The following is a 21536-nucleotide window of genomic DNA, read 5'->3' on the forward strand; positions in this document are numbered from 1 at the left end:
CTGGGAGAGAAAGAGCGCCAGCCACCCACAAGAACGCCACGACAGTTGCCGTGGCGTTCTTCCATGCCTCCGTGGGCACCGTCCCGGTGCCTGACCGGCCCAAAGGCCGGCCCTCCTGCGGTGCCTCCTGCACTCGCGCGTCCCTGGCGGGGCTGGGCAGTATCCCTTGCCGTGGCCGAATCGATCTGGCCACACGCCATCCTCACCGCACTTGATGACGGCATGATCACCGTTGCATGACATCGGCGTGCCGGATCGGGCCGCGGCGGGGTATCAGGCCTCTGGCGGCTGACGTTCCAGCGCGGCGAGCAGGCCGCGCAGCAGCGACAGCTCCTTGCGGCTCGGCTGGGCACGGGCGAACAGCATCTGCAGTTGCGTTTCGGTGTGGGCATGGGGTTGAGTGAGAAAACCACTGGCGGCCATGACCCGCCCCAGGTGGTCATGGAAGTGGCCGAGGTGCTCGCGGGTGGGTTGGCGCTGCTCGGTGGGCAGCGCCCGCCGGTAGCCGCTGTCGGGGCGCCGGCGCCACGCCTTGAATACCTCGTAGGCCAGCACCTGCACCGCCTGGGAGAGGTTGAGGATGCCGTAAGCCGGGTTGGCGGGGATGCTCACCTGGTGGCTGCACAGGCGGATCTCGTCGTTGGTCAGCCCGAAACGCTCGCGACCGAACACCAGGGCCACCGGATCCGTGGCGGCCTGTTCAATCAGCTCGCGGGCCATGGTGTCGGGCTCGTCGAAGTGGGGCAGCGGCAGGCTTCTCAGCCGGGCGCTGGCGCCGATCACCTGCACACAGTCGGCCACTGCCTCGGCCAGCGAGCCCACCACCCGGGCGCTTTCCACCAGGTCCTCGGCCCCGGCGGCCAGTCGCGTGGCTTCGGGGTCGGGGAAGCGACGCGGGTTGACCAGCACCAGGTCGCTGAGCCCCATGGTCTTCATGGCCCGCGCCGAGGCGCCGATATTGCCGGGGTGGTAGGTCTGTACGAGGACGATGCGGATGTTCGAGAGCATGATCAGGTGGTCGGCGGAAGGGGGGAGAACGAGTATCTTACCGAACCCGGCGCCCGTCGCCGAGCCGGTAACAAAAAACCCCGCCGGCTTCCCGGCGGGGTCTGTCTCAGGCAAGGCCTGGGGTAGGGGGGGCTGATTACATCATGCCGCCCATTCCCCCCATGCCACCCATGCCACCCATGTCGCCGCCACCGGCTTCCTTTTCTTCCGGATCGTCGGCGATCATGCACTCGGTGGTGATCATCAAGCCTGCCACGGAGCCGGCAGACTGCAGCGCGCTGCGGGTCACCTTGGCCGGGTCCAGCACGCCCATCTCGAACAGGTCACCGAACTCGCCGGTCTGAGCGTTGTAGCCGTAGTTGCCTTCGCTAGCCTTCACCTGGTTCAGGATGACGGAGGCTTCCTGGCCGGCGTTGGTGACGATCTGGCGCAGCGGGGACTCCATGGCGCGCAGGGCGATGGCGATGCCGTGAGTCTGGTCCTCGTTGTCGCCCTTGAGGTCCTTGATCTTGGTCAGCACGCGCACCAGGGCGGTACCGCCGCCGGGCACGACGCCTTCCTCGACCGCGGCACGGGTGGAGTGCAGTGCGTCCTCGACGCGGGCCTTCTTCTCCTTCATTTCCATCTCGGTAGCTGCACCGACACGGATGACGGCCACGCCGCCCGCCAGCTTGGCGACCCGCTCCTGGAGTTTTTCGCGATCGTAGTCGGAGGAAGTGTCCTCGATCTGGGCGCGGATCTGGCCGACGCGTGCCTCGATGTCGCCCTCGTTACCGGCGCCGTCGATGATGGTGGTGTTCTCCTTGGACATGGTCACGCGCTTGGCGGTGCCCAGGTGGTCCAGGGTGGCTTGCTCGAGGGTCAGACCCACTTCCTCGGAGATCACGGTGCCGTTGGTGAGGATGGCGATATCCTGCAGCATGGACTTGCGACGGTCACCGAAGCCCGGTGCCTTGGCGGCCGCGACCTTGACGATACCGCGCATGGTGTTGACTACCAGGGTGGCCAGCGCCTCGCCCTCGATGTCCTCGGCGATGATCGCCAGCGGCTTGCCCGCCTTGGCGACGGCTTCCAGCACCGGCAGCAGCTCGCGTATGTTGGAGATCTTCTTGTCGACCAGCAGGATGTACGGGTCTTCCAGCTCGACCTGCATGGTGTCCTGGTTGGTCACGAAGTAGGGAGAGAGGTACCCGCGATCGAACTGCATGCCTTCCACGACTTCCAGCTCGTCCTCGAAGCCGCGGCCTTCGTCGACAGTGATGACGCCTTCCTTGCCGACCTTCTCCATCGCCTCGGCGATGATCTCACCAATGCGCTTGTCGCCGTTGGCGGAGATAGTGCCGACCTGGGCGATGGCCTTGGTGTCGGTGCAGGGCACGGACAGGGCCTCGATCTCCTTGACCGCGGCGATCACGGCCTGGTCGATGCCGCGCTTGAGGTCCATCGGGTTCATGCCCGCGATGACGCCCTTGAGCCCCTCGTTGACGATGGACTGGGCCAGCACGGTAGCGGTGGTGGTGCCGTCACCGGCGACGTCGGAGGTCTTGGATGCGACTTCCTTGACCATCTGGGCGCCCATGTTCTCGAAGCGGTCCTTCAGCTCGATCTCCTTGGCCACGGAGACGCCGTCCTTGGTGACGGTCGGGGCGCCGAATGACTTCTCGATCACCACGTTGCGGCCCTTGGGGCCCAGAGTGGCCTTCACGGCGTTGGCCAGGACGTCGACGCCACGGGCCATGCGCTTGCGGGCATCATCGGAGAACTTGACTTGTTTCGCTGCCATTTTCGAAATCTTCCTGTTGTTGCTGGAACGTCAGATGCTTGAACGTCAGACGTGATCGTCAGATGTTGCGCTGGTCGCTTGGGCCTCAGCCCTCGACCACGGCCAGGATGTCGGACTCGCTCATGATCAGGACCTCTTCACCGTCGATTTTCTGCTTCTCGACGCCGAAACCATCCTTGAAAATCACGGTATCGCCGACCTTCACGTCCAGGGGACGGACCTCGCCGTTCTCGAGAATCCGGCCGTTACCGACGGCAAGGACTTCACCGCGAGTCGGTTTTTCCTGGGCGCTGCCCGGAAGCACGATGCCGCCAGCGGTTTTCTGTTCTTCTTCAACGCGACGGATGATGACGCGATCGTGCAAGGGACGGATGTTCATTGCTCACGTTCTCCTGAGGGTTCAGATGGCCGGGAAGCCCGGCAGTTTAGGTCATCGCCTCGCAGACGGTGCCGGCGAGGTGGAGGCGCTGGACGCCTTCCGTGTCAATGGCGCGGCAACCGCGCCGAAGCCTGCTGCTGTCCGTTAAGTGGGGCTCAGCAGAGGGCTTTCAAGGCCCGCGCAGAAATTTTTTTGATTCAGCCCCGCCTGTCATCGCGGGAGATGAAATCGCCCTCGAGCGCACCGTCCCGATCGTCGCCGTGGGACGCCGAGGCGTCCCGGGCGTTACCCGTCCCACGACCCTGCGAGGCCTGCTGCCAGTCGGCGTCGGGCCCGGGTCGGGGGCCACCGCCGGGGCGCCCGCCCACGTGGATACCCTGGGCGCGGACGCCAAGCCGGGCGAGCAGCCTCCCCAGCAGGCGGCGGGCATCGGGAATCAGGCACATGAAGCCCAGGGCATCGGAGACGAAGCCGGGTGCCATCAGCAGGGCGCCGCCGAAGATCAGTGCGGCACCGGTGAGCAGCTCGCCCGAGGGGACCTCGCCCCGCTCCAGACGCTCTCGGGCGCGCGCGAAAGTGGCGGCCCCCTCGCGTCGGATCAGGTGCAGGCCGATGAAGCCGGTGGCCAGCACCATCAGCAGGGTGGTAAGCAGGCCGATCTGGCTGCCAACCGAGAAGAGGATGACGAAGTCGAGCAGGGCGAAGAGGGTAAAGGCAAGCAGAAAGGGCATGGGGACTCCGCGGGTATCGGTTCCTTAGGACGTGGGGGCGGCCACGCCGAAATCAACCGTTGACTGTCAGCGCTAGGCGCGATGGCGTGAGGCACAGGAAATTATCATATGAATAGCATTATGGTGCACTGCACAAACTCTGCTACCATATATGTACTTTGAAATCGCGATGTCCAGGATTGAGCCGAATCGCCGGCCCTGGGTCGCTCCATTTCCCAGGAGGTTTGACGATGAAACTTGATAAGTCCGTGATTGCGATCACCGGTGGCGCCCGTGGTTTGGGTCTGGCTATGGCTCAGCTGCTCGGTAGCCGAGGCGCCCGCCTGGCGTTGCTCGATACCGATGGCGCCACCCTGGACGATGCCGTTACTCGGTTGCATCAGGCGGGTATCGAGGCCCGAGGCTTCGTGGCCAACGTGGCCGACGAGGCGTCGGTCAAGCAGGCCTTCGGTGATATCGCCGCCTCATTGGGCCCGGTGAACGGTCTGGTCAACAACGCCGGCATCCTGCGTGATGCTCTGCTGGTGAAGGCGAAGGAGGGCAAGGTCGAGAAGGTGATGTCCCTGGAGAACTGGCAGGCGGTGGTCGATGTCAATCTGACCGGCGTCTTTCTGTGTGGCCGTGAGGCGGCCAGCCAGATGATCGAGGCGGGCAATGAGGGGGTAATCGTCAATATCTCCAGCATCTCCCGGGCCGGCAACATGGGCCAGAGCAACTATGCGGCCTGCAAGGCCGGGGTCGTGGCGCTGACCACCACCTGGGCGAAGGAGCTGGCGCGCTACGGCATTCGCACCGGCTGCGTGGCTCCGGGCTTCATCGAGACGGACATGACCGCCTCCATGCGTCAGGACATGCTCGACAAGCTGACCTCAGGCGTGCCACTGCGTCGTCTGGGCCAGCCGGAGGACATCGCCCAGAGCGTGGCCTTCATCATGGAGAACGCCTACTTCACCGGGCGAGTCATCGAGTGCGACGGCGGCCTGCGGCTCTAAGCCTTCAAGCGAGTCACCACTCGATGAAACAGGGCGGCCGTCGGGGGAACTCCCCGGCGGCCGCCCTGCGTTCGGTCCGGCTCAGAAGCTGACCTGGTCTTCCAGGTTGGCCACAGTGCCGTCACCGATGCCGCTGACCCGCGTCAGATCCTCGGTGCTCTCGAAGGGGCCGTTGGCCTCGCGATCCTCGACGATGGCTGCCGCCTTGGTCGGTCCGATGCCCGGCAGCTCGGCGAGCAGCTCCGTATCAGCGGTATTGACGTTGATCGGCGCCACTTCCTGTGCCACGGCGCCCAGCGGCGCCAGCCCTAGCAGTAGGGCGAGTAGCGCGCCGGCTAGTGCGTTACGTGTCATTCCCTGCATGATCGTCTCCTCTTGTTGTTGCGCTTGTCGTGAAAGCGTGTCCCGGGGGACACCCTTCAAGTTAGCGGTTGTCGGTGAGCCACAGTGTGGGCCGGGGACGCCAGTCGCCGTAGGTGAGGACAGACAGGCGAGCGTGTCAAAACGCCTAGCCTGCTGTCTCACGAGCAGCGCGTGCCGGGGGTATCTCCTACGCGAGTTGGCGGCTCGGGCTGATATAATGTTGCCCATCCGTCCCTTGCCTGGAGCCCGGCCCGTGTCTACCGATTCGCCTCTGATCATTGCCCTCGACTACGCCTCCCTGGATGCCGCCCTGTGCATGGCCGATAGCCTGGATCCCGCGCGCTGCCGCCTGAAGGTGGGCAAGGAGCTGTTCACCCGCAGCGGCCCGGACGTGGTGGAGGCGCTGCACGGCCGCGGCTTCGAGGTGTTCCTGGACCTCAAGTTTCACGACATTCCCAACACCGTGGCCGGCGCCGTGCAGGCGGCGGCGGAGCAGGGCGTGTGGATGGTCAACGTCCACGCCGGCGGCGGACGCCGCATGATGGAGGCGGCGAAAGAGCGGCTGCAGCGCCACGGCCTGTCGACACACCTGATTGCGGTGACGGTGCTGACCAGCATGGAGGCAGAGGATCTGGCGGAGGTGGGCGTCAGCGTCTCGCCGGCGAAGCAGGTCGAGCGCCTGGCCCTGCTGGCCAGGCAGAGCGGGATGGATGGGGTGGTCTGCTCCGCACAGGAGACGGCGCGGCTGCGTGAGCTGTGCGGGGTGGACTTCTTGAAGGTGACCCCGGGCATTCGGCCGAGCTTCGCTCAGGCCGGCGACCAGCGTCGGGTGATGACTCCGCACGATGCCATGGCGGCGGGCAGCACCCATCTGGTGGTGGGGCGCCCGGTGACCCAGGCCGAGGACCCCATGGCGGCGCTGGCCGCCATCGAGGCGGAGCTGGCGGGGTCCTGAGCGGCTATTCCCCTTCGATGCCGGTGATCGGCTTGGTGGTGCCCCAGCTGCGGCAGCGCGGGCACTGCCAATGGAGTTGTTCGCCGGCGAAGCCGCAGCGCCTGCAGCGGTGCCGCGGGAGGGCCTTCAGCAGGGTGCCGGTGTGGCGCTGTAGCAGCTGGAGTTGCGCCAGGGGTTCGCCGACGCTGTGCTGACGGTAAAGGTCGATCAGATAGTCCAGCGCCCCCAGGCTGGATTCGCGGTTGAGCTGTTCGCTGACCAGGTCGATGGCGGCCTGTAGGCCGTCGCGATGGCGAACCGTCTCGGCCAGCAGGATGATCACGCTGGTGTAGGGCGTGCGCGCCACCAACTGCTGCAGGTGGCGGATCAGCCCGTCTTCGTCATCGAGCAGGCGGTAGGCGGTGGCCAGGGGGGCCAGCAGGGTGGAGGTGAAGGCAGCGTCCTGTTCGGGAAGGCGATCGAGCAGGCGGATCTCCTGGCGATAGTGGCCGGTGTCGTGCTCCAGGGCGGCCAGCAGCAGGTTGGCGCGAACGCAGCGAGGGTCGATGGCCAGCGCCTGTCGCAGGTGCTTGCGGGCGAGTCCCGGGCTTGCCTCGAAGCGTTCCTGCTCGGCCAACTGGCAAAGCCAGTGGGCCGCGGCGCGGCGGACCTCGTCGTTCTGGCGAATCAGTTGAGGCTGGGCTACTTCTAGGGCGGCCTGCCACTCGCCTTCGCGCTCCAGCAGATCTACCAGCAGGCGCTTGGCGGCCAGGCGCCTTTCGTCGTCCTGAGAGTCGCGTACCAGGGCCTGCAGCAGACGTTCGGCACGGTCGAGCAGCCCCAGGGCCAGGAAGTCCCGGGCCAGTTCCAGCTGCACGCGTTCTCCCTGGCCGGCGGAGAGCGTGGGGCGGGCCAGCAGGTTCTGGTGGATCTTCACTGCGCGATCCGCCTCGCCACGGCCCCGGAACAGGTTGCCCAGGGTGATATGGGTGTCGATGGTGTCGCTGTTGACCTCCAGGGCCGCCACGAAGGTCTCGATGGCTCGATCCTGCTGGTCGTTGAGCAGGTAGTCGAGCCCCACGAAATAATCCCGCGGCAGCCCAGATGACGGCGCGTGATCGGAGGGTTTGCTGCGTTCGCGGCGGCCGAGCCACCAGCCGATGGCGACCGCTGCCAACAACAGCGTCAGCAGCAGGACATCGGGCATTCTAGGGAAGTTCCTTCAGCTCCTGGACGCGCAGGCGATCGAGTTCCTTGCGCTGCTGCTGATTGTGGCGCTGGGCGCGGGTCAGCAGGGTACGCAGGCGAAGGTAGACGCCGCTCATGGCCAGCATGCCGAGCAGCACGCCGACGGTCAGGGAGGCCAGCAGCCAGACGGATAGCGAGGCTGCGGGCAGCTCGATCCAGACAAGGTTGAGAGGAAGGGCCTGCTGGTTGTTGACGGCGAAGAGAATGCCGACCAGCAGGACGACCAGCAGGATGATGGCCAGGATCAGGCCTTTTAGCCAACGCATGGGCTTGTGTCCCCTGTAATGGAAGTGCCGGTAGTCAAAGTGTCAGTGGCCGAAGCCGGTCAATAGCCAAGGGCGCGGCTGGCGTCCACCTGTTCGCGCAGCTCCTTGCCGGGCTTGAAGTGTGGCACGAATTTGCCGTCCAGCGCGACAGGTTCACCGGTCTTCGGGTTGCGTCCGACGCGGGGCTCGCGATAGTGAAGCGAGAAGCTGCCGAAGCCACGGATTTCGACGCGCCCCCCCTCTGCCAGGGTGTCGGTGATGTCATCGAGGATCAGGCGAACGGCGGCCTCGACTTCCTTGATCGACAGCTCGGGCTGTCGTGCGGCGATCTGCTCGATCAATTCGGACTTGGTCATCGACGGTCTCCCTAAGCGGTGGGCGCAGGCATTGGCCCGCCCGGCGCTGTTGTTTTTCCAAAGCATACTCGGCAAATTCTGATAAAACAACGCACTACGACCTTTGTAAGATAGCAGTGCCGGCGGCTGCCGTTGCCGGGGGGCTCGGGTATACTGTGGACACTCATCCCACTTGACAGGCGAGGTCGACGTTGAACGAGCAATCCCCCCAGGATGTGGTACTGCGCAAGCGGCTCCACTGGCACTCCCGTCGCGGCATGTGGGAGCTGGACCTGCTGCTTGTCCCCTTCCTCGAGCAGCGCTATGACCACCTCGATGAGGCGGATCAGGCGGCCTTCCGCAAGTTGATCGACGAGGAGGATCAGGATCTCTTCATGTGGCTGATGCGCCGCGAGTTACCGGAGGACCCGCACCGACGCCGCATCGTGCAGCTGATCATCGAACATGCCGAAAGTGCCGACAGCATTGGGCATCGTCCCGTCTAGGCTCTCCCTCCTCCTGCATGCCTTGCTGGCCGCCGCGGTGGTCGGCGTGGCGTTGCTGCATGGCCCGGCCTGGCTGGGCGCTCTGGTCGCTGCCGTCATGTTGGGCGCCTTTCTCTACTCTGCCCGTCGGCGCCCCCGCGGTGACCTGCGCAGCATGACCCTGGCCGATGGCAACCTCCGCTGGGAGTGGCGCGACAGCGTCGAGGTATCCTGGTGCCCGGTCTCCCTTCACTGCGACTATCTCGGCCCCTGGCTGATCGGCCTGCGCGTCAACGGGCGTCGGCTATGGCTCTGGCCGGACAGCAGCGATGCCGCCTCGCTCTGGCGGCTGCGACGCCTGCTGCTGCAGCATCGGTAGGCGGGACTGTCGCATCGCTCTCGTGAAGGTCTCGTGTAGGTCTCACGACGTTCTTGTCAGTCGAGGTCGGCGAGATGAATCCGCGAGGGCCGCGGCACGCCCTGAGCGTGGCCTGGGCAGTCCGGGTTGAAGTGCAGGCCGCGTGACTCGCGGCGGGCGAGGGCACTGGCCACGGTGAGCCGGGCCAGGCGAAGCGCCTGCCACAGGCCGGCCAGCTCCGCGCTGACGGTGCAGGCTGTCAGCAGGGGGGCCAGCTCGCGCTGCAGCGCGTCCAGTTCCTCGGTGGCCTCGGCCAGGCCTGCGTCGCGTCGTACGATGGCCACCCGGGCGCTCATCACGCGGCGCATCCCCTCGCGGATGCCGGCCAGAGCCTGTGGGTCGGCCAGCCGGCTGCCGACGGCTTGGGAAGAGATCAACGGCGCCTGCGCGGCCGCGTCCTCTGGACCGTCCTGACGGTTCAGTGCCGTGGCACAGCTGCGCGCGAACACCAGGCACTCCAGCAGCGAGTTGCTGGCCATGCGGTTGGCGCCGTGCAGGCCGGTGCAGGCCACCTCGCCGATGGCGTAGAGGTGCGGCACCGTGGTCGCGCCGGCCAGGTCGGTGGCCAGGCCCCCGCAGCTGTAGTGGGCGGCGGGCACCACCGGGATCGGCTCCCGGGTGATGTCCAGGCCGCGGCCTGCGCAGTGGGCCTGGATGGTGGGAAAGTGGTGGTGGATCGCCGCCTCGCCCAGGTGGCGGATATCGAGCAGCACATGGTCGCTGCCGGTACGCTGCATCTCGGCGTCGATGGCGCGGGCGACGATATCCCGAGGAGCCAGCTCGGCGCGCGGGTCCAGGGCGGGCATGAAGCGCTCACCATGGACGTTGAGCAGCCGGCCGCCCTCGCCGCGCACCGCCTCGCTGATCAGGAAGGGGCTGCCCTGGGGGTCATAGAGGCAGGTGGGGTGGAACTGCTGGAACTCCAGATTCCTGAGCTCCGCTCCCAGCTCTGCGCCCATCAGCATGCCCTCGCCGCTGGCCGGGTGGGGGCTGGTGGTGTGGCGGTAGAGCCCGCTGGCGCCGCCAGTGGCCAGTGCCGTGTCGCGGGCCAGCAGTTCGTGCAGCTGGCCCCGGCCGTCCAGGCAGCGGGCACCGCGGCAGTCGCCGGCGGTGTCGCCGATCAAGCCGATGGCGGTAAGGTCGTCCAGCACCTGGATGGCCGAATGAGCGGCCACGTGGGCTTGAAGGGTCTCCATCACCGCAAGGCCAGTGGCATCGGCGGCATGGATGATGCGCCGAGCGCCGTGGCCGCCCTCACGGGTCAGGTGGTAGGGGTAGCCGGCATCGGGGCTGGGGTCCGGGGTGAAGGGAACCCCGAGGGAGAGCAGCCACTCGATGGCGGACGGCCCATGTTCGACGGTAAAGCGCACCGCCGCCTCGTCACACAGGCCGTCGCCGGCCACCAGGGTGTCAGCGATGTGGGCGTCGAAGTCATCGCCGGGGGAGAGCACTGCGGCGATGCCGCCCTGGGCCCAGCGGCTAGCGCCCTGGTCGTCGCTGGCCGGACTCAGCAGGGTGACCCGACGCCAGTCGGCGAGCTCCAGCGCCAGCACCAGGCCGGCTACGCCGCCGCCGATGATCAGCACATCATGATTGCCGTGGCTCATCTCGCGCTCCTTTGTCGATCGTGGCGGTGTCGCGTCGTGCCCACTTGCGCCCGGAGGCGCGATGCAGCCGGCGGCTGGGCAGTCGGGTCAGGCCGCCGAGGCGATCGACCAGGTCGCCGGTCAGCCGTGCCAGTTCGCGATTAAGCCAGAGGTAACCGCTGGGGCTGAACAGTGCGCGCCCCTCGTCACTGCGTGCGCTGGTGGCCAGGATGGCATGGCGCTCCAGGTCGAACTGGCTCACCGTGACCGAGATGGGCTGGCCGGTACGCACCTGGAAGGCGAGGGTGCCGAGCTCCCGGGCGAGGCGGTGTTGCTCCTCGCGCAGGCCCGCCATGGCCTCGATGCGGTCATGGCCCGCCCGGGTGGTCCAGTGGGTCTCCAGCAGCAGCTCGATGGTGGAGAGCATGCGCCGCTGCAGGGAGATGATGTCATCGAGTTCGTCGCGATCCAGCCGTCGCTCGCGATGGATGGCGTCGACCAAGCCGCGCTGCTTGACCAGTGCAGAGCTGGTGGCCTTGAGCAGGGCGCGGCTGTCAACGTCCAGGGCGGCCGCGGCGGTGGTGTGAGCGTGGAACAGGCGCGCCATGCGGTCGAGGTTTTCGGCCAGCATGAAGCGCATCATGTCGGTGGCCTTCTGGGGCAGCACCAGCATGGTCACGGTGATGCCCACCAGGGTGCCCAGCAGCACATCGAAGGCGCGCCAAAGGCCGATGTCCAGGGCATGGCTGCCGTCGCCGATGACCAGCAGCAGGCTGATGGCGAACATCAGGCCGCTGTAGCCGTGGCGGTTGCCGAAGGTGAACCAGGTGGCGATGCCGATGGCGGCGAGGCTGCCGGCGGGGATCAGCAGGTGCAGGGCGGGTGGAAACAGGATCAGACCCAGGCCGGTGGCGGCGCCGAGCACGGTGCCGAGTAGCCGCTGTCGACCCTTGTCGAGCACGCCGCCGATATGCGGCAGGTTGCCCATTACCATGACGGTGCTGACGAGCGCCCAGCTGGAGTGGGGAATCTCGAACACGCGAATGATGCCGAAGGTCATCAGCAGGGCGAGCAGCACGCGCAGTACATGCAGGCGGCGGCGATAGCGATAGGTGAAGAAGGGGTCGCGCAAGGGCGGCAGATTCATGAGGCAGGGCCCCGCAGGTGTGCCGCTTTGGTGTCGGCCCAGGCGACGGACGGGGTGACTGGTGCCCGGAGCCGGGGTCGAACCGGCACGGTGTCGCCACCGAGGGATTTTAAGTCCCTTGCGTCTACCAATTTCGCCATCCGGGCGGCACGGTGTCGAGCAGAATAACCAGGGGAAATGGAGGCTGGAGTCGGAATCGAACCGGCGTACACGGAGTTGCAGTCCGCTGCATAACCACTCTGCCATCCAGCCTCATCGAGTCGTGTAGACATCCCCCGAGGGGAGATGGAGCGGGAAACGAGATTCGAACTCGCGACCCCAACCTTGGCAAGGTTGTGCTCTACCACTGAGCTATTCCCGCCTGACTCGAGAGCGAATTATACGGATAAGTCGGTGACTGTCAAACGCTTTTGCAGCCGCCCCTACGTCGAGTTCCGAGCGCTGCCTCACATGGAGTCGCTGAGGTGCGGCCAGGCGGCGCGCAGGTAAAGAATCATCGACCAGAGCGTCAGCACGGCGGCTACGTAGAGGGTGATCACGGCCAGCAGGGCGAGGGGGGAGCCGGGGTCGAAGGCCAGCAGCATGAAGATAGCGACCATCTGTAGGGTGGTCTTGACCTTGCCGACCCAGGAGACCGCCACCTTGCCGCGCTTGCCCATCTCCGCCATCCATTCGCGCAGCGCGGAGATGACGATCTCGCGGCCGATGATCACCAGCGCCGGCAGCGTCAGCCACACCGCCTCGTAGCGTTCGATCATCAGCGCCAGGGCCACGACCACCATCAGCTTGTCTGCCACCGGGTCGAGGAAGGCGCCGAAGGGCGTCGCCTGGTTCCAGCGCCTAGCCAGGTAGCCGTCCAGCCAGTCGGTGATCGAGGCCAGGGCGAACAGGCCGGCGGCCAGCGGCATGCTCCACGAGAAGGGCAGGTAGAAGAGCACCACTAGCAGGGGGATGAAGCCGATGCGGGCCAGGGTGAGGATATTCGGGATGTTCATTGGGTGACGCTGTCCTTGCCGGTGGGGTGGTGCCGAGCGCCCGGCCATTCTATCCCCCTTGGCGGCCTTCATCCATGCAGGGCGCGATGAATCGCCTCGGCCAGGGTGGCACTGATGCCGGGTGCCCGCGAGAGCTCCTCGCGGCTGGCTTGCTTGACCCCCTGCAGCCCGCCGAAGAAGCGCAGCAGTTCGCGCCTGCGCTTGGGTCCCACACCGGGGATGCCCTCCAGGGTGGAGGTCCGGCGCGCCTTGTCGCGGCGATTGCGGTGGCCGGTGATGGCGAAGCGGTGGGCCTCGTCGCGCACGTGCTGGATCAAGTGCAGGGCGGGGGAGGCGGGGTCGAGGTCCAGGGCGCGGTCAACGGTCTCGAGGAACAGGGTCTCCAGACCCGCCTTGCGGGTAGTGCCCTTGGCGACGCCCACCAGTGCGACTCCGTCCACGCCGAACTCGGCGAATACTTCCCGGGCGAGATTGAGCTGCCCCTTGCCGCCGTCCACCAGCAGCACATCAGGGCGCTCCCCTTCGCCGTCGGCCAGGCGGCGGAAGCGGCGCGATAGAGCCTGGCGCATGGCGGCATAGTCGTCGCCGGCGGCCACTCCCTCGATGTTGAAGCGGCGATAGTCGGACTTGCGCGGGCCGTTCTCGTCGAACACCACGCAGGAGGCCACCGTGGCCTCGCCGTGGCTGTGGCTGATGTCGAAGCACTCGAGACGCCTGGGCGTTTCGGCCAGGCCGAGCGCCTCTCGCAGCGCCGTGAAGCGGCGCGTGAGCTGGGCCTGGCTGGCCAGCTGGCCAGCCAGCTGCTGCTCGGCGTTGGTGACGGCCAGCGATTGCCATTGGGCGCGGTGGCCGCGGACCCGGTCGGCCAGGCGCACCCGCTTGCCGGCGCGTTCGCCGAGTGCCGCCTCGATCAGCTCGCGATCCGCCAGGGCGTGGCTGGCAATCACCTCTCGCGGGATCTCCCGATCCTGCCCCAGGTAGTACTGGCTGACGAACTCTCCAAGCAGCTCGTCCGCCGGCAGGTCGAGCCCGTTGACGGGCGCGTGGTGGCGGGCACCCAGCAGTCGGCCGTGGCGTACGCTGAGCACCGAGATGCACAGCGCCCCGGGGCGGGTGGCCAGGGCAAAGATATCGGCATCGCCGTCGCCGGTGTCGACGAACTGGCGCTGCTGGAGCTGGCGCAGCTGCTGGACCTGGTCGCGCAGCCGGGCGGCCTCCTCGAAGGCGAGTTCGCGGCTGGCCGCCTCCATGGCCGATGTCAGTTCCTGGGTCACCTGCTCACTCTTGCCCTCCAGGCACTGCACGGCATGCTCCAGGTCGCGCCGATAGTCCGCCTCGCTGATGTAGCCGACGCAGGGGGCGCTGCAGCGCTCGATCTGGAACTGCAGGCAGGGCCGGGTGCGGTGGGCGAAGACAGTGTCCTCGCAGTTGCGGATGCGAAAGATCTTCTGCATCAGCGACAGGCTCTCGCGAACCGCCAGGCTGCTGGGGTAGGGGCCGAAGTAGCGGCCGTCATCGCGGCGTGCCCGGGCGCGCTTGTACTCCAGCCCCGGGAAGGGATGGCGGTCGGTGACGAAGACGAACGGGTAGGACTTGTCGTCGCGCAGCAGGATGTTATAGGGCGGGCGCAGCTCCTTGATCAGGGTCTGCTCCAGCAACAGCGCCTCGGTCTCGCTGTTGGTTACCGTGATATGGATATCGGCGATGCGCCCCACGAGCGCCTGGGTCTTGGCATTCAGCGCCCCACGAAAATAGCTCGCCAGGCGCGCCTTGAGGCGCCGTGCCTTGCCCACATAGAGGGTCTCGCCCTGGGCGTCGAGCATGCGGTAGATGCCCGGGGATTCGCTGACGGTGACGAGGAAGTGGCGATGATCGAAGCTCATGGAGGCGGTGCGGTCGCGGATGGGAGTGCCATCCTAGCAGATCATACCGGGCGGCAGGCCCGGCGGGCGTTCACTCCACGCTGGCGTAGCCCTCCACCAGGCCGTGGCGCAGCCCCAGGTGCGTCAGTTCCACGTCGGTCTGCACGCCCAGCTTGTCGAAGATACGGTAGCGGTAGGTGTTCACCGTCTTGGGGCTGAGGAAGAGCCGGTCGGAGATGTCGGCCACCTTCTGGCAGTTGACGATCATCATCGCCACCTGCATCTCGCGCTGAGAGAGCTGGTCGAAGGGATTCTCCGACGCATCGATACGCGATAGCACGAGCCGCTGGGCGACCTCGGGGCTGACATAGCGATGGCCGTGGAAGGCGCCGCGAATGGCCGAGACCATCTCGTCGTGCTGGCAGTCTTTGCTGAGGAAGCCGAAGGCCCCGGCGTCGAGCAGGCGCAGGGCGAAGGACTCCTCGAACCAGGCGGTCAACACCAGTACACGGGTGTCGGGCTGGGTGCGGTGGATCTTGCGAGTGGCTTCCAGGCCGCCGATCCCCGGCATGCGAATATCCATCAGCACCACATCGGGGGAGAGGCGGCGGGTCTCGGCGATGGCGGTCTCGCCGTCGGAGGCCTCGCCGACCACGCTGAGATCCTCTTCGGCGTTCAGCAGGTGAGCGATACTGGTCCTCACCAGGTGATGGTCGTCGGCAATCAGTACCCGGATCAAGGCAGCGACTCCTGAGCGTCATGGCTGATAGGGGGTAGGCATCGGGAGGTGAGAGCTCCCATGGCGAAGAGTGGCACAATTTCGGTGAAGGTGGAAAGTATCCTTGGGATTTACCTTTGGGGGGTTGACGCTCTCTGCGGGGCTGCGTAGTATCTGCGTCGTTCTCGCGAGGCGAGACGGCGTGGGGCCTTAGCTCAGCTGGGAGAGCGCAACACTGGCAGTGTTGAGGTCAGCGGTTCGATCCCGCTAGGCTCCACCAACAAGATTAGACAAATCAGCCGCTTGGCGCACCGCGCCAGGCGGCTTTTTCGTCTGCTGCTGACGTTGCAGATGCCAATCCGTCCCGGAATGGGCTTGGACCGAGTACAGCCCCGCCGCGGTCGAATATAGCCCCACAGCGGTAATGCCGGGGAGGCTGAGATCTCTCCCCGTCGCGTCTATTTCTTGTCGCTTCTATGCCTTGGGCGTATTCCGCGACATCAGAGCCGCGTCGCTTTCAGGCGCAGTCGGCGGCGCCTTCACCGAACATGTCGAACAGCAGTTCACGGCCCAACGAGGTGAGGACCAGCCGGTTGTGTTCGTTCCATGAGGCCGCCTCGCTGTTGATCAGGACCCTTTCGCAGGTCTGCCATTCACTGGAGGCGCTTGAGAGCTTCGCCACATCATGGCGTTCGAGGCCCCGATGGGGGATGGAGACGGTCTCCAGCACGTAACCATGGTGATAGAGCAGGGCCGCCATTTTGGAGAGGCACTGGCGTAGGCTGCGCTGCATGCTGGCGAGAGGGGAAGCGTCGATCATCATATGCCGCATTTCCTTTCACGCTGAGGGTGTGCTGCGGCGCAGTATACTACCAAGGTCGGTATTATACAAAGGTCGAATGCCAAGAGCCCCATGTGAAGGTCTGGTGTGAACGGCCTGGCGTGAACGGCCTGACATTGAAGGCCGGACGAGTCCCTGTGCTGGAGCCGCACAGGGACTCGTGGCGATCAGTCCTCGTCGCGACCCAGCAGAAGGAACTCGATCAGTGCCTTCTGGGCGTGAAGGCGGTTGCCCGCTTCCTGCCACACCACGGCCCGTGGGTCGTCGAGCAGGGTCTCGCTGATCTCCTCGCCGCGGTGGGCGGGCAGGCAGTGCAGGAAGAGCGCGTCGAGCTTGGCCCGGTCGAGTAGCGCCTCGGTCACCTGGAAGCCGGCAAAGTCTGCCTCGCGCCTGGCCTGCTCCTCCTCCTGACCCATGGAGGCCCACACATCGGTGGTGATCAGGTCGACATCGACTACCGCCTCGGCGGGGTTATGCAGGAGGGTGACACGGTCACCGGCGGCGGCGAGGATATCCTGGCGGGGCTCGTAGCCCTCGGGACAGCATACGCGCAGCTGGAAGTCGAACTGGCGGGCGGCATTGATCCAGGAGTGGCACATGTTGTTGCCGTCGCCGATCCACACCGCGGTGCGCCCGACGACGCTGCCGCGAAGCTCGGTCCAGGTCATCACGTCGGCCAGCAGCTGGCAGGGGTGGTAGTCGTCGGTCAGCGCATTGATCACCGGCACCGAGCTTGAGGCGGCATATTCCTCCAGACCGGGATGAGAGAAGGTGCGGATCATCACCGCGTCGACCATTTCCGAGAGCACCCGGGCGGTGTCGCCGATGGGTTCGCCGCGGCCGAGCTGGGTGTCGCGGGGCGACAGAAATAGCGCATGGCCCCCGAAGTGTGCCATGGCAGTCTCGAAGGAGACCCGGGTGCGGGTCGAGGACTTCTCGAAGATCATCGCCAGGGTGCGGTTGCGCAAGGGCGTATAGACCGGGCCCTTAGCCTTCAGCTCGTTCTTGATGGTGATGGCGCGCTGAATGAGATAGCGCAACTCGTCCTGGCTCAGGTCCAGCAGGGTCAGGAAGTGGCGGGTGGCCATTGGGCGTGCTCCACGGGAAAAAACGTCCATCCTAGCCAGGCGCCGGGGGATGCGCAACGCGCGCGGGATCAGTAGAATGGACGACCAAGACCTAGCGGCGGGCTCAGGTATTGGCCCGCACCGGCATTCGCGACGAGAACAGGGAGACGCCATGAGCACCACCCTCGAGAACATCCAGCGCCAGATCGGCGAGAACCCCATCCTGATCTACATGAAGGGCACTCCGCAGCTGCCCCAGTGTGGCTTCTCCGCCCAGACCGTCCAGGCGCTGATGGCCTGCGGCGAGCGCTTCGCCTTCGTCAATATCCTGGACAATCCGGACATCCGCACCGAGCTGCCCAAGTTCGCCAATTGGCCCACCTTTCCCCAGCTGTGGGTCGAGGGTGAGCTGGTCGGCGGCTGCGACATCGTGGTGGAGATGCACCAGAGCGGCGAACTCGAGAAGCTGATCAAGGAAACGGCCGCCAAGCATCAGGAGGATCAGCCCGAGGGCTGACCGGGCTTTGCCCCTGGCGGCGAGTCAAGGTTTTCAAGCGGCAAGAAGGGAAACCGCCAAGAAGACAAGCCACTAACAGAAACGCCCATCCGATCTACTGGATGGGCGTTTCTGCGTTTGTCGTCTTCCAGCAGGATCCTGGCCTAGGGCAGTTCGTCCATCCCTTGCTCGCGCTGGGCCTGGGACCAGCCGCCGAGGTCCTTGTAGCGGTTGATCATGGCACAGAACAGCTCGGCGGTGCGTTCGGTATCGTAGCGAGCCGAGTGGGCTTCGCCGTTGTCGAAGGGAATGCCGGCGGCGCCGCAGGCCCTGGCCAGCACCGTCTGGCCGTACATCAGGCCCGCCAGTGACGCGGTATCGAAGCTGGAAAAGGGGTGGAAGGGGTTGCGCTTGATGCCGCAGCGGCTGACGGCGGCGTTCAGGAAACCGTGGTCGAAGGCGGCGTTGTGGCCGACCAGCACGGCGCGGGTGCAGCCATGGGCCTTGATCGCCTTGCGCACCGGCCGGAAGATCTCGCCGAGCGCCTGGGCCTCGGAGAGCGCGACCTGCTGGCGCAGCGGGTCGTCGAGCTTGATGCCGGTGAAGTCCAGCGCCGACTGTTCGACCTCGGCGCCCTCGAAGGGCTTCACATGGAAGGCATAAGTGGATTCGGGCAGCAGGTTGCCCTGGGCATCCATGGTCAGGGTTACCGCGGCAATCTCCAGGATCGCGTTGCGTTCGGCGTTGAAGCCGCCGGTTTCCACGTCTACCACGACCGGCAGGAAGCTGCGGAATCGCTGTGCCAGCAGGTCGCGGGCGATCGCCTCGCTCATTCACCCTCTCCTTGCGTCTTTCGGTCTCGGTCTCCCCGTCCCGAAGGCCCCGGGGCGAATCCGCGCAAGTCTATCAGGTTGGCCTGCGGGCGTCCCGGGGCCGGTATTCGCCGTGCCCGTGGCGCGTTATAATGCATCCCCTGATGCCTACCCCCTAGCTTTCTTCGAGGAGCCCCGAATGTCCGATGTCAAGAAGGTCGTGCTCGCCTACTCCGGTGGCCTGGACACCTCCGTTATCGTCAAGTGGTTGCAGGAGACCTACAACTGCGAGGTGGTGACCTTCACCGCCGACATCGGCCAGGGCGAGGAAGTCGAGCCGGCGCGCGCCAAGGCCGAGGCCCTGGGCGTCAAGGAGATCCACATCGAGGATCTGCGCGAGGAGTTCGTGCGCGACTACGTCTACCCGATGTTCCGTGCCAACACCATTTATGAGGGCGAGTACCTGCTCGGTACTTCCATCGCGCGCCCGCTGATCGCCCGACGCCTGATCGAGATTGCCAACCAGACCGGCGCCGATGCCATCTCCCACGGCGCCACCGGCAAGGGCAACGACCAGGTGCGCTTCGAGATGGGCGCCTATGCCCTCAAGCCCGGCGTCAAGGTGATCGCTCCCTGGCGCGAGTGGGACCTGACCTCCCGCGAGAAGCTGATGGCCTACTGCGACGAGCACAGCATCCCGGTGGACTTCTCTTCCAAGAAGAAGAAGTCGCCCTATTCCATGGACGCCAACCTGCTGCACATTTCCTACGAGGGCGGCATCCTCGAGGATCCCTGGGCCGAGGCCGAGGAGGACATGTGGCGTTGGAGCGTCTCCCCGGAGACCGCCCCGGACCTGCCCACCTACGTGGAACTGACCTATGAGAAGGGCGATATCGTCGCCCTCGACGGCACGCCGATGCGCCCCCACGAGGTGCTCGAGACCCTCAACACACTGGGCGGCGACAACGGTATCGGGCGCCTGGATATCGTCGAAAACCGCTACGTGGGTATGAAGTCTCGCGGCTGCTACGAGACCCCTGGCGGCACCATCATGCTCAAGGCACACCGCGCCATCGAGTCTATCACCTTGGATCGCGAGGAGGCTCATCTCAAGGATGAGCTGATGCCCAGATACGCCAAGGTGATCTACAACGGCTACTGGTGGAGCCCGGAGCGCCGCATGCTGCAGGCCGCCATCGACGAGACCCAGCATAACGTCTCCGGCGTGGTGCGCATGAAGCTCTACAAGGGCAACGCCATCGTGGTGGGACGCAAGTCCGAGCAGTCGCTGTTCGACGAGTCCATCGCCACCTTCGAGGATGACGCCGGCGCCTACGATCAGAAGGATGCCGAGGGCTTCATTAAGCTCAACGCCCTGCGCCTGCGCATCGCCGCCGGCAAGGGCCGCAAGCAGGACTGAGTCCCGCCTGCGTGACCTGCATGTGACGCCGGCGGATGCCGGCGTTGCTGGTTTCGGTCAAGGGGTTTCTCGCCAAGGAGAAGAGACGATGTTGAAGAAACTGCTTTCGGGCCTGCTGGGCGGCGGCGACAGGCCCGCCGCCAATGCGCCGGCCGCCGATTCGGTGGAGTACCGGGGGTATCAGATCATCTCCGAACCCGCCGACCAGGGCGGCCAGTATCGTGTCAGCGGCTGGATTCGCAAGCCGGGTGCGGTCGGCGAGTACCAGGAGCACCGCTTCGAGCGCTCCGACAGGGTGCCCGCACGCGAGGCCTGCGACCAGTTGATGGTGAGCAAGGCGCAACGCTTTATCGACGAGGTGGGCGAGGAGATGTTCAGTCCCCGCTGAGCGGGTCGTGAAACCTGCGTCACCAGGGTGGCTGCCATGCCCCTTTCGCCCAAGTGTGTCCGGGTGGGCGCGCGGCTACACTGGGGCGGTTTCCGTTGTCCGGAGCTGCCATGCGCCTGCTTCACCGTGCCTCCTCGTGGCGTTCGCTGTTCGCCGATGGCGAGCTTTTCGACCCTGGGCGGCTGCCGCCACTGCTTGCCCCGCTTCGCGACGCCCTGGCCGACCTGGGGCCGGCGCCAACCCTCCCCGATGCCCATGCCTGGCAGCCTCGCCTGGTGGAGGCGCTCACACGCCTCGACCTCCCCGCCTGGCGGATCAGCCAGCTGATCAGTGACCACAATGACTGGCTCTATCGCCGCGCCATCCAGCTGGCCCAGAGCGAGATGCAGGGCCAGGGCTGGGGGTCGCCCCCGGTCGCCTTCTGCGTGCTGATCATGGGGTCGGGGGCCCGTCAGGAGAGCCTGCTGGCGCCCGATCAGGACAACGGCATGATCATCGCCGACTACCCGGACAGTCGGCACACCGAGATCGATGGCTACTTCCAAGCGCTGGGCGAGCGCTTCACCGACCGGCTTGACCAGGCCGGCATCCCGCTGTGCAGCGGCCACGTGATGGCACGCTGGCCCATGTGGCGCAAGCGGCTCTCCGAGTGGGGCGAGCAGCTGACGATCTGGACCGCCGAGCGCCGCACCAAGCGCGTGCAGCAGGCCAACATCCTCCTCGATTTCCGGCCGATTTATGGTGAAGGGGCCCTGGCCGAGGCCCTGGCCGACCGCGTGGCCCGCTTGATGCCCCGAGCCGCGCTGTTTCTGGACGAGATGGGGGTGCTGCTCGACGAGCTGCCGATGGCCCTGGACCGCTTCGGGAGGCTGTCGGGCTCGCTAGAGGGGGCGCCCCACGAGCATGCGATCGACCTCAAGCGACAGGGACTGCTGCCGCTGGTGGCCGCCGCCCGGCTGCTCTCACTGCGACATGGGGTGCGCGAGATCGACACTCGGGAGCGGCTGGCGGCCCTGGTGGTGAAGGAAGTGCTGCCTGCCGAGCGCTGCCGCGCCCTGACCGCCGCCCTGGAGCGGCTCCAGGGGCTGCAGCTGGAAGAGCAGTGCCGCGGGCTCAGGACGGGGCGTGGCGCCGACGGCTGGGTGGATGTCTCGCGTCTAGGCGAGGATCAGCGCTTGCTGCTGCGCCATGACCTGCTGCAGATCCGACGGCTCAAGCGGCGAGCGAAGCGGGGGTAGACAGGGTCAGGCCCGATCACCGCC

The 21536-nt window shown here is 66.2% G+C and carries 24 protein-coding genes and 4 tRNA genes; 9 read left to right on the forward strand and 19 right to left on the reverse strand.

Annotated elements, in window-relative coordinates:
* Nucleotides 1-273: 273 nt before the first annotated feature.
* From ACR80S_RS10625 to ACR80S_RS10640, 4 genes are all read right to left on the reverse strand, one after another.
* Nucleotides 274-1008, reverse strand: coding sequence for an RNA methyltransferase (locus ACR80S_RS10625; protein WP_435399079.1), 735 nt, complete (start codon nucleotides 1006-1008; stop codon nucleotides 274-276).
* Nucleotides 1009-1144: 136 nt separating this feature from the next.
* Entirely contained in the window at nucleotides 1145-2791 is a 1647-nt protein-coding gene (gene groL, locus ACR80S_RS10630; protein ID WP_435399078.1) for a chaperonin GroEL, read from the reverse strand.
* An 85-nt stretch (nucleotides 2792-2876) separates the two neighbouring features.
* A complete protein-coding gene (locus tag ACR80S_RS10635) occupies nucleotides 2877-3170 on the reverse strand; it encodes a co-chaperone GroES (RefSeq protein ID WP_435399077.1) in 294 nt (97 codons plus the stop codon).
* Between the two features lie 197 nt (nucleotides 3171-3367).
* The gene (locus ACR80S_RS10640; RefSeq protein ID WP_435403171.1) at nucleotides 3368-3901 is read right to left on the reverse strand and encodes an FxsA family protein; all 534 of its coding nucleotides are present in this window, start codon (nucleotides 3899-3901) and stop codon (nucleotides 3368-3370) included.
* 230 nt (nucleotides 3902-4131) lie between these two features.
* On the opposite strand from ACR80S_RS10640, the gene ACR80S_RS10645 reads away from it, so the two are divergent.
* The gene (locus ACR80S_RS10645; protein WP_435399075.1) at nucleotides 4132-4893 is read left to right on the forward strand and encodes an SDR family oxidoreductase; all 762 of its coding nucleotides are present in this window, start codon (nucleotides 4132-4134) and stop codon (nucleotides 4891-4893) included.
* Between the two features lie 81 nt (nucleotides 4894-4974).
* On the opposite strand, the gene ACR80S_RS10650 is transcribed toward ACR80S_RS10645, so the two are convergent.
* A complete protein-coding gene (locus tag ACR80S_RS10650) occupies nucleotides 4975-5256 on the reverse strand; it encodes a ComEA family DNA-binding protein (protein ID WP_435399074.1) in 282 nt (93 codons plus the stop codon).
* 253 nt (nucleotides 5257-5509) lie between these two features.
* Here ACR80S_RS10650 and pyrF point away from each other — a divergent pair, with 253 nt between their 5' ends.
* Nucleotides 5510-6211: an orotidine-5'-phosphate decarboxylase gene (gene pyrF / locus ACR80S_RS10655; protein ID WP_435399073.1), complete on the forward strand. Its 702-nt coding sequence runs from the start codon at nucleotides 5510-5512 to the stop codon at nucleotides 6209-6211.
* A 4-nt stretch (nucleotides 6212-6215) separates the two neighbouring features.
* Here pyrF and lapB read toward each other — a convergent pair whose 3' ends face one another.
* The 3 genes from lapB to ACR80S_RS10670 are packed head-to-tail and all read right to left on the reverse strand — an operon-like array spanning nucleotide 6216 to nucleotide 8126.
* Nucleotides 6216-7397: a lipopolysaccharide assembly protein LapB gene (lapB, locus tag ACR80S_RS10660; RefSeq protein WP_435403172.1), complete on the reverse strand. Its 1182-nt coding sequence runs from the start codon at nucleotides 7395-7397 to the stop codon at nucleotides 6216-6218.
* A 1-nt stretch (nucleotide 7398) separates the two neighbouring features.
* The gene (locus tag ACR80S_RS10665) at nucleotides 7399-7704 is read right to left on the reverse strand and encodes a lipopolysaccharide assembly protein LapA domain-containing protein (protein WP_435399071.1); all 306 of its coding nucleotides are present in this window, start codon (nucleotides 7702-7704) and stop codon (nucleotides 7399-7401) included.
* Between the two features lie 59 nt (nucleotides 7705-7763).
* The gene (locus tag ACR80S_RS10670; protein WP_435399535.1) at nucleotides 7764-8126 is read right to left on the reverse strand and encodes an integration host factor subunit beta; all 363 of its coding nucleotides are present in this window, start codon (nucleotides 8124-8126) and stop codon (nucleotides 7764-7766) included.
* A 125-nt stretch (nucleotides 8127-8251) separates the two neighbouring features.
* Between ACR80S_RS10670 and ACR80S_RS10675 the strand changes: the two genes are divergently transcribed.
* Together ACR80S_RS10675 and ACR80S_RS10680 are read left to right on the forward strand one after the other, a co-directional pair.
* Complete coding sequence (locus ACR80S_RS10675; protein WP_435403173.1) at nucleotides 8252-8545, forward strand: FAD assembly factor SdhE; 294 nt, start codon at nucleotides 8252-8254, stop codon at nucleotides 8543-8545.
* On the forward strand, nucleotides 8514-8903 hold the full coding sequence (locus ACR80S_RS10680; protein WP_435403174.1) for a hypothetical protein: 390 nt from the start codon (nucleotides 8514-8516) through the stop codon (nucleotides 8901-8903). The genes ACR80S_RS10675 and ACR80S_RS10680 overlap by 32 nt, the downstream gene beginning before the upstream one ends.
* Nucleotides 8904-8959: 56 nt before the next feature.
* Here ACR80S_RS10680 and nadB read toward each other — a convergent pair whose 3' ends face one another.
* The 8 genes from nadB to ACR80S_RS10720 form a co-directional block, all read right to left on the reverse strand.
* Nucleotides 8960-10549, reverse strand: a complete 1590-nt coding sequence (gene nadB, locus ACR80S_RS10685; protein WP_435399069.1) for an L-aspartate oxidase — start codon at nucleotides 10547-10549, stop codon at nucleotides 8960-8962.
* Nucleotides 10530-11675 carry an FUSC family protein gene (locus ACR80S_RS10690; RefSeq protein ID WP_435399068.1) on the reverse strand — a complete coding sequence of 382 codons (1146 nt, stop codon included), beginning with the start codon at nucleotides 11673-11675 and terminating at the stop codon, nucleotides 10530-10532. The genes nadB and ACR80S_RS10690 overlap by 20 nt, the downstream gene beginning before the upstream one ends.
* A 59-nt stretch (nucleotides 11676-11734) precedes the next feature.
* Nucleotides 11735-11821: transfer RNA gene (locus ACR80S_RS10695), tRNA-Leu, on the reverse strand.
* A gap of 32 nt (nucleotides 11822-11853) precedes the next feature.
* A tRNA-Cys gene (locus ACR80S_RS10700) sits at nucleotides 11854-11927 on the reverse strand.
* Between the two features lie 34 nt (nucleotides 11928-11961).
* Nucleotides 11962-12036, reverse strand: a tRNA-Gly gene (locus tag ACR80S_RS10705).
* An 85-nt stretch (nucleotides 12037-12121) separates the two neighbouring features.
* Nucleotides 12122-12670 (reverse strand): CDP-diacylglycerol--glycerol-3-phosphate 3-phosphatidyltransferase, encoded by a 549-nt coding sequence (gene pgsA / locus ACR80S_RS10710; RefSeq protein ID WP_435399067.1) that lies wholly within the window; start codon nucleotides 12668-12670, stop codon nucleotides 12122-12124.
* A gap of 68 nt (nucleotides 12671-12738) precedes the next feature.
* A complete protein-coding gene (uvrC, locus tag ACR80S_RS10715) occupies nucleotides 12739-14553 on the reverse strand; it encodes an excinuclease ABC subunit UvrC (RefSeq protein ID WP_435399066.1) in 1815 nt (604 codons plus the stop codon).
* A gap of 70 nt (nucleotides 14554-14623) precedes the next feature.
* Nucleotides 14624-15271 carry a response regulator gene (locus ACR80S_RS10720; protein ID WP_435399065.1) on the reverse strand — a complete coding sequence of 216 codons (648 nt, stop codon included), beginning with the start codon at nucleotides 15269-15271 and terminating at the stop codon, nucleotides 14624-14626.
* A 183-nt stretch (nucleotides 15272-15454) separates the two neighbouring features.
* Here ACR80S_RS10720 and ACR80S_RS10725 point away from each other — a divergent pair.
* Nucleotides 15455-15530 (forward strand) — tRNA-Ala (locus tag ACR80S_RS10725).
* Between the two features lie 237 nt (nucleotides 15531-15767).
* On the opposite strand, the gene ACR80S_RS10730 is transcribed toward ACR80S_RS10725, so the two are convergent.
* Together ACR80S_RS10730 and argF are read right to left on the reverse strand one after the other, a co-directional pair.
* Nucleotides 15768-16070: a hypothetical protein gene (locus tag ACR80S_RS10730; RefSeq protein WP_435403175.1), complete on the reverse strand. Its 303-nt coding sequence runs from the start codon at nucleotides 16068-16070 to the stop codon at nucleotides 15768-15770.
* A 188-nt stretch (nucleotides 16071-16258) separates the two neighbouring features.
* Entirely contained in the window at nucleotides 16259-17179 is a 921-nt protein-coding gene (argF, locus tag ACR80S_RS10735) for an ornithine carbamoyltransferase (RefSeq protein WP_435403176.1), read from the reverse strand.
* 151 nt (nucleotides 17180-17330) lie between these two features.
* Here argF and ACR80S_RS10740 point away from each other — a divergent pair, with 151 nt between their 5' ends.
* A complete protein-coding gene (locus tag ACR80S_RS10740; RefSeq protein WP_435399062.1) occupies nucleotides 17331-17675 on the forward strand; it encodes a Grx4 family monothiol glutaredoxin in 345 nt (114 codons plus the stop codon).
* Nucleotides 17676-17818: 143 nt separating this feature from the next.
* On the opposite strand, the gene rnt is transcribed toward ACR80S_RS10740, so the two are convergent.
* Nucleotides 17819-18487, reverse strand: coding sequence for a ribonuclease T (rnt, locus tag ACR80S_RS10745; protein ID WP_435399061.1), 669 nt, complete (start codon nucleotides 18485-18487; stop codon nucleotides 17819-17821).
* Nucleotides 18488-18665: 178 nt separating this feature from the next.
* Here rnt and ACR80S_RS10750 point away from each other — a divergent pair, with 178 nt between their 5' ends.
* The 3 genes from ACR80S_RS10750 (at nucleotide 18666) to ACR80S_RS10760 (ending at nucleotide 21512) form a co-directional block, all read left to right on the forward strand.
* On the forward strand, nucleotides 18666-19886 hold the full coding sequence (locus ACR80S_RS10750) for an argininosuccinate synthase (RefSeq protein ID WP_435399060.1): 1221 nt from the start codon (nucleotides 18666-18668) through the stop codon (nucleotides 19884-19886).
* A gap of 88 nt (nucleotides 19887-19974) precedes the next feature.
* Entirely contained in the window at nucleotides 19975-20274 is a 300-nt protein-coding gene (locus ACR80S_RS10755) for an HlyU family transcriptional regulator (RefSeq protein ID WP_435403177.1), read from the forward strand.
* A 110-nt stretch (nucleotides 20275-20384) separates the two neighbouring features.
* Nucleotides 20385-21512, forward strand: coding sequence for a DUF294 nucleotidyltransferase-like domain-containing protein (locus tag ACR80S_RS10760; protein ID WP_435399058.1), 1128 nt, complete (start codon nucleotides 20385-20387; stop codon nucleotides 21510-21512).
* Nucleotides 21513-21536 lie beyond the last annotated feature (24 nt).

It is taken from the genome of Halomonas salsilacus (genome assembly GCF_051216275.1).
Lineage (GTDB): Bacteria > Pseudomonadota > Gammaproteobacteria > Pseudomonadales > Halomonadaceae > Halomonas.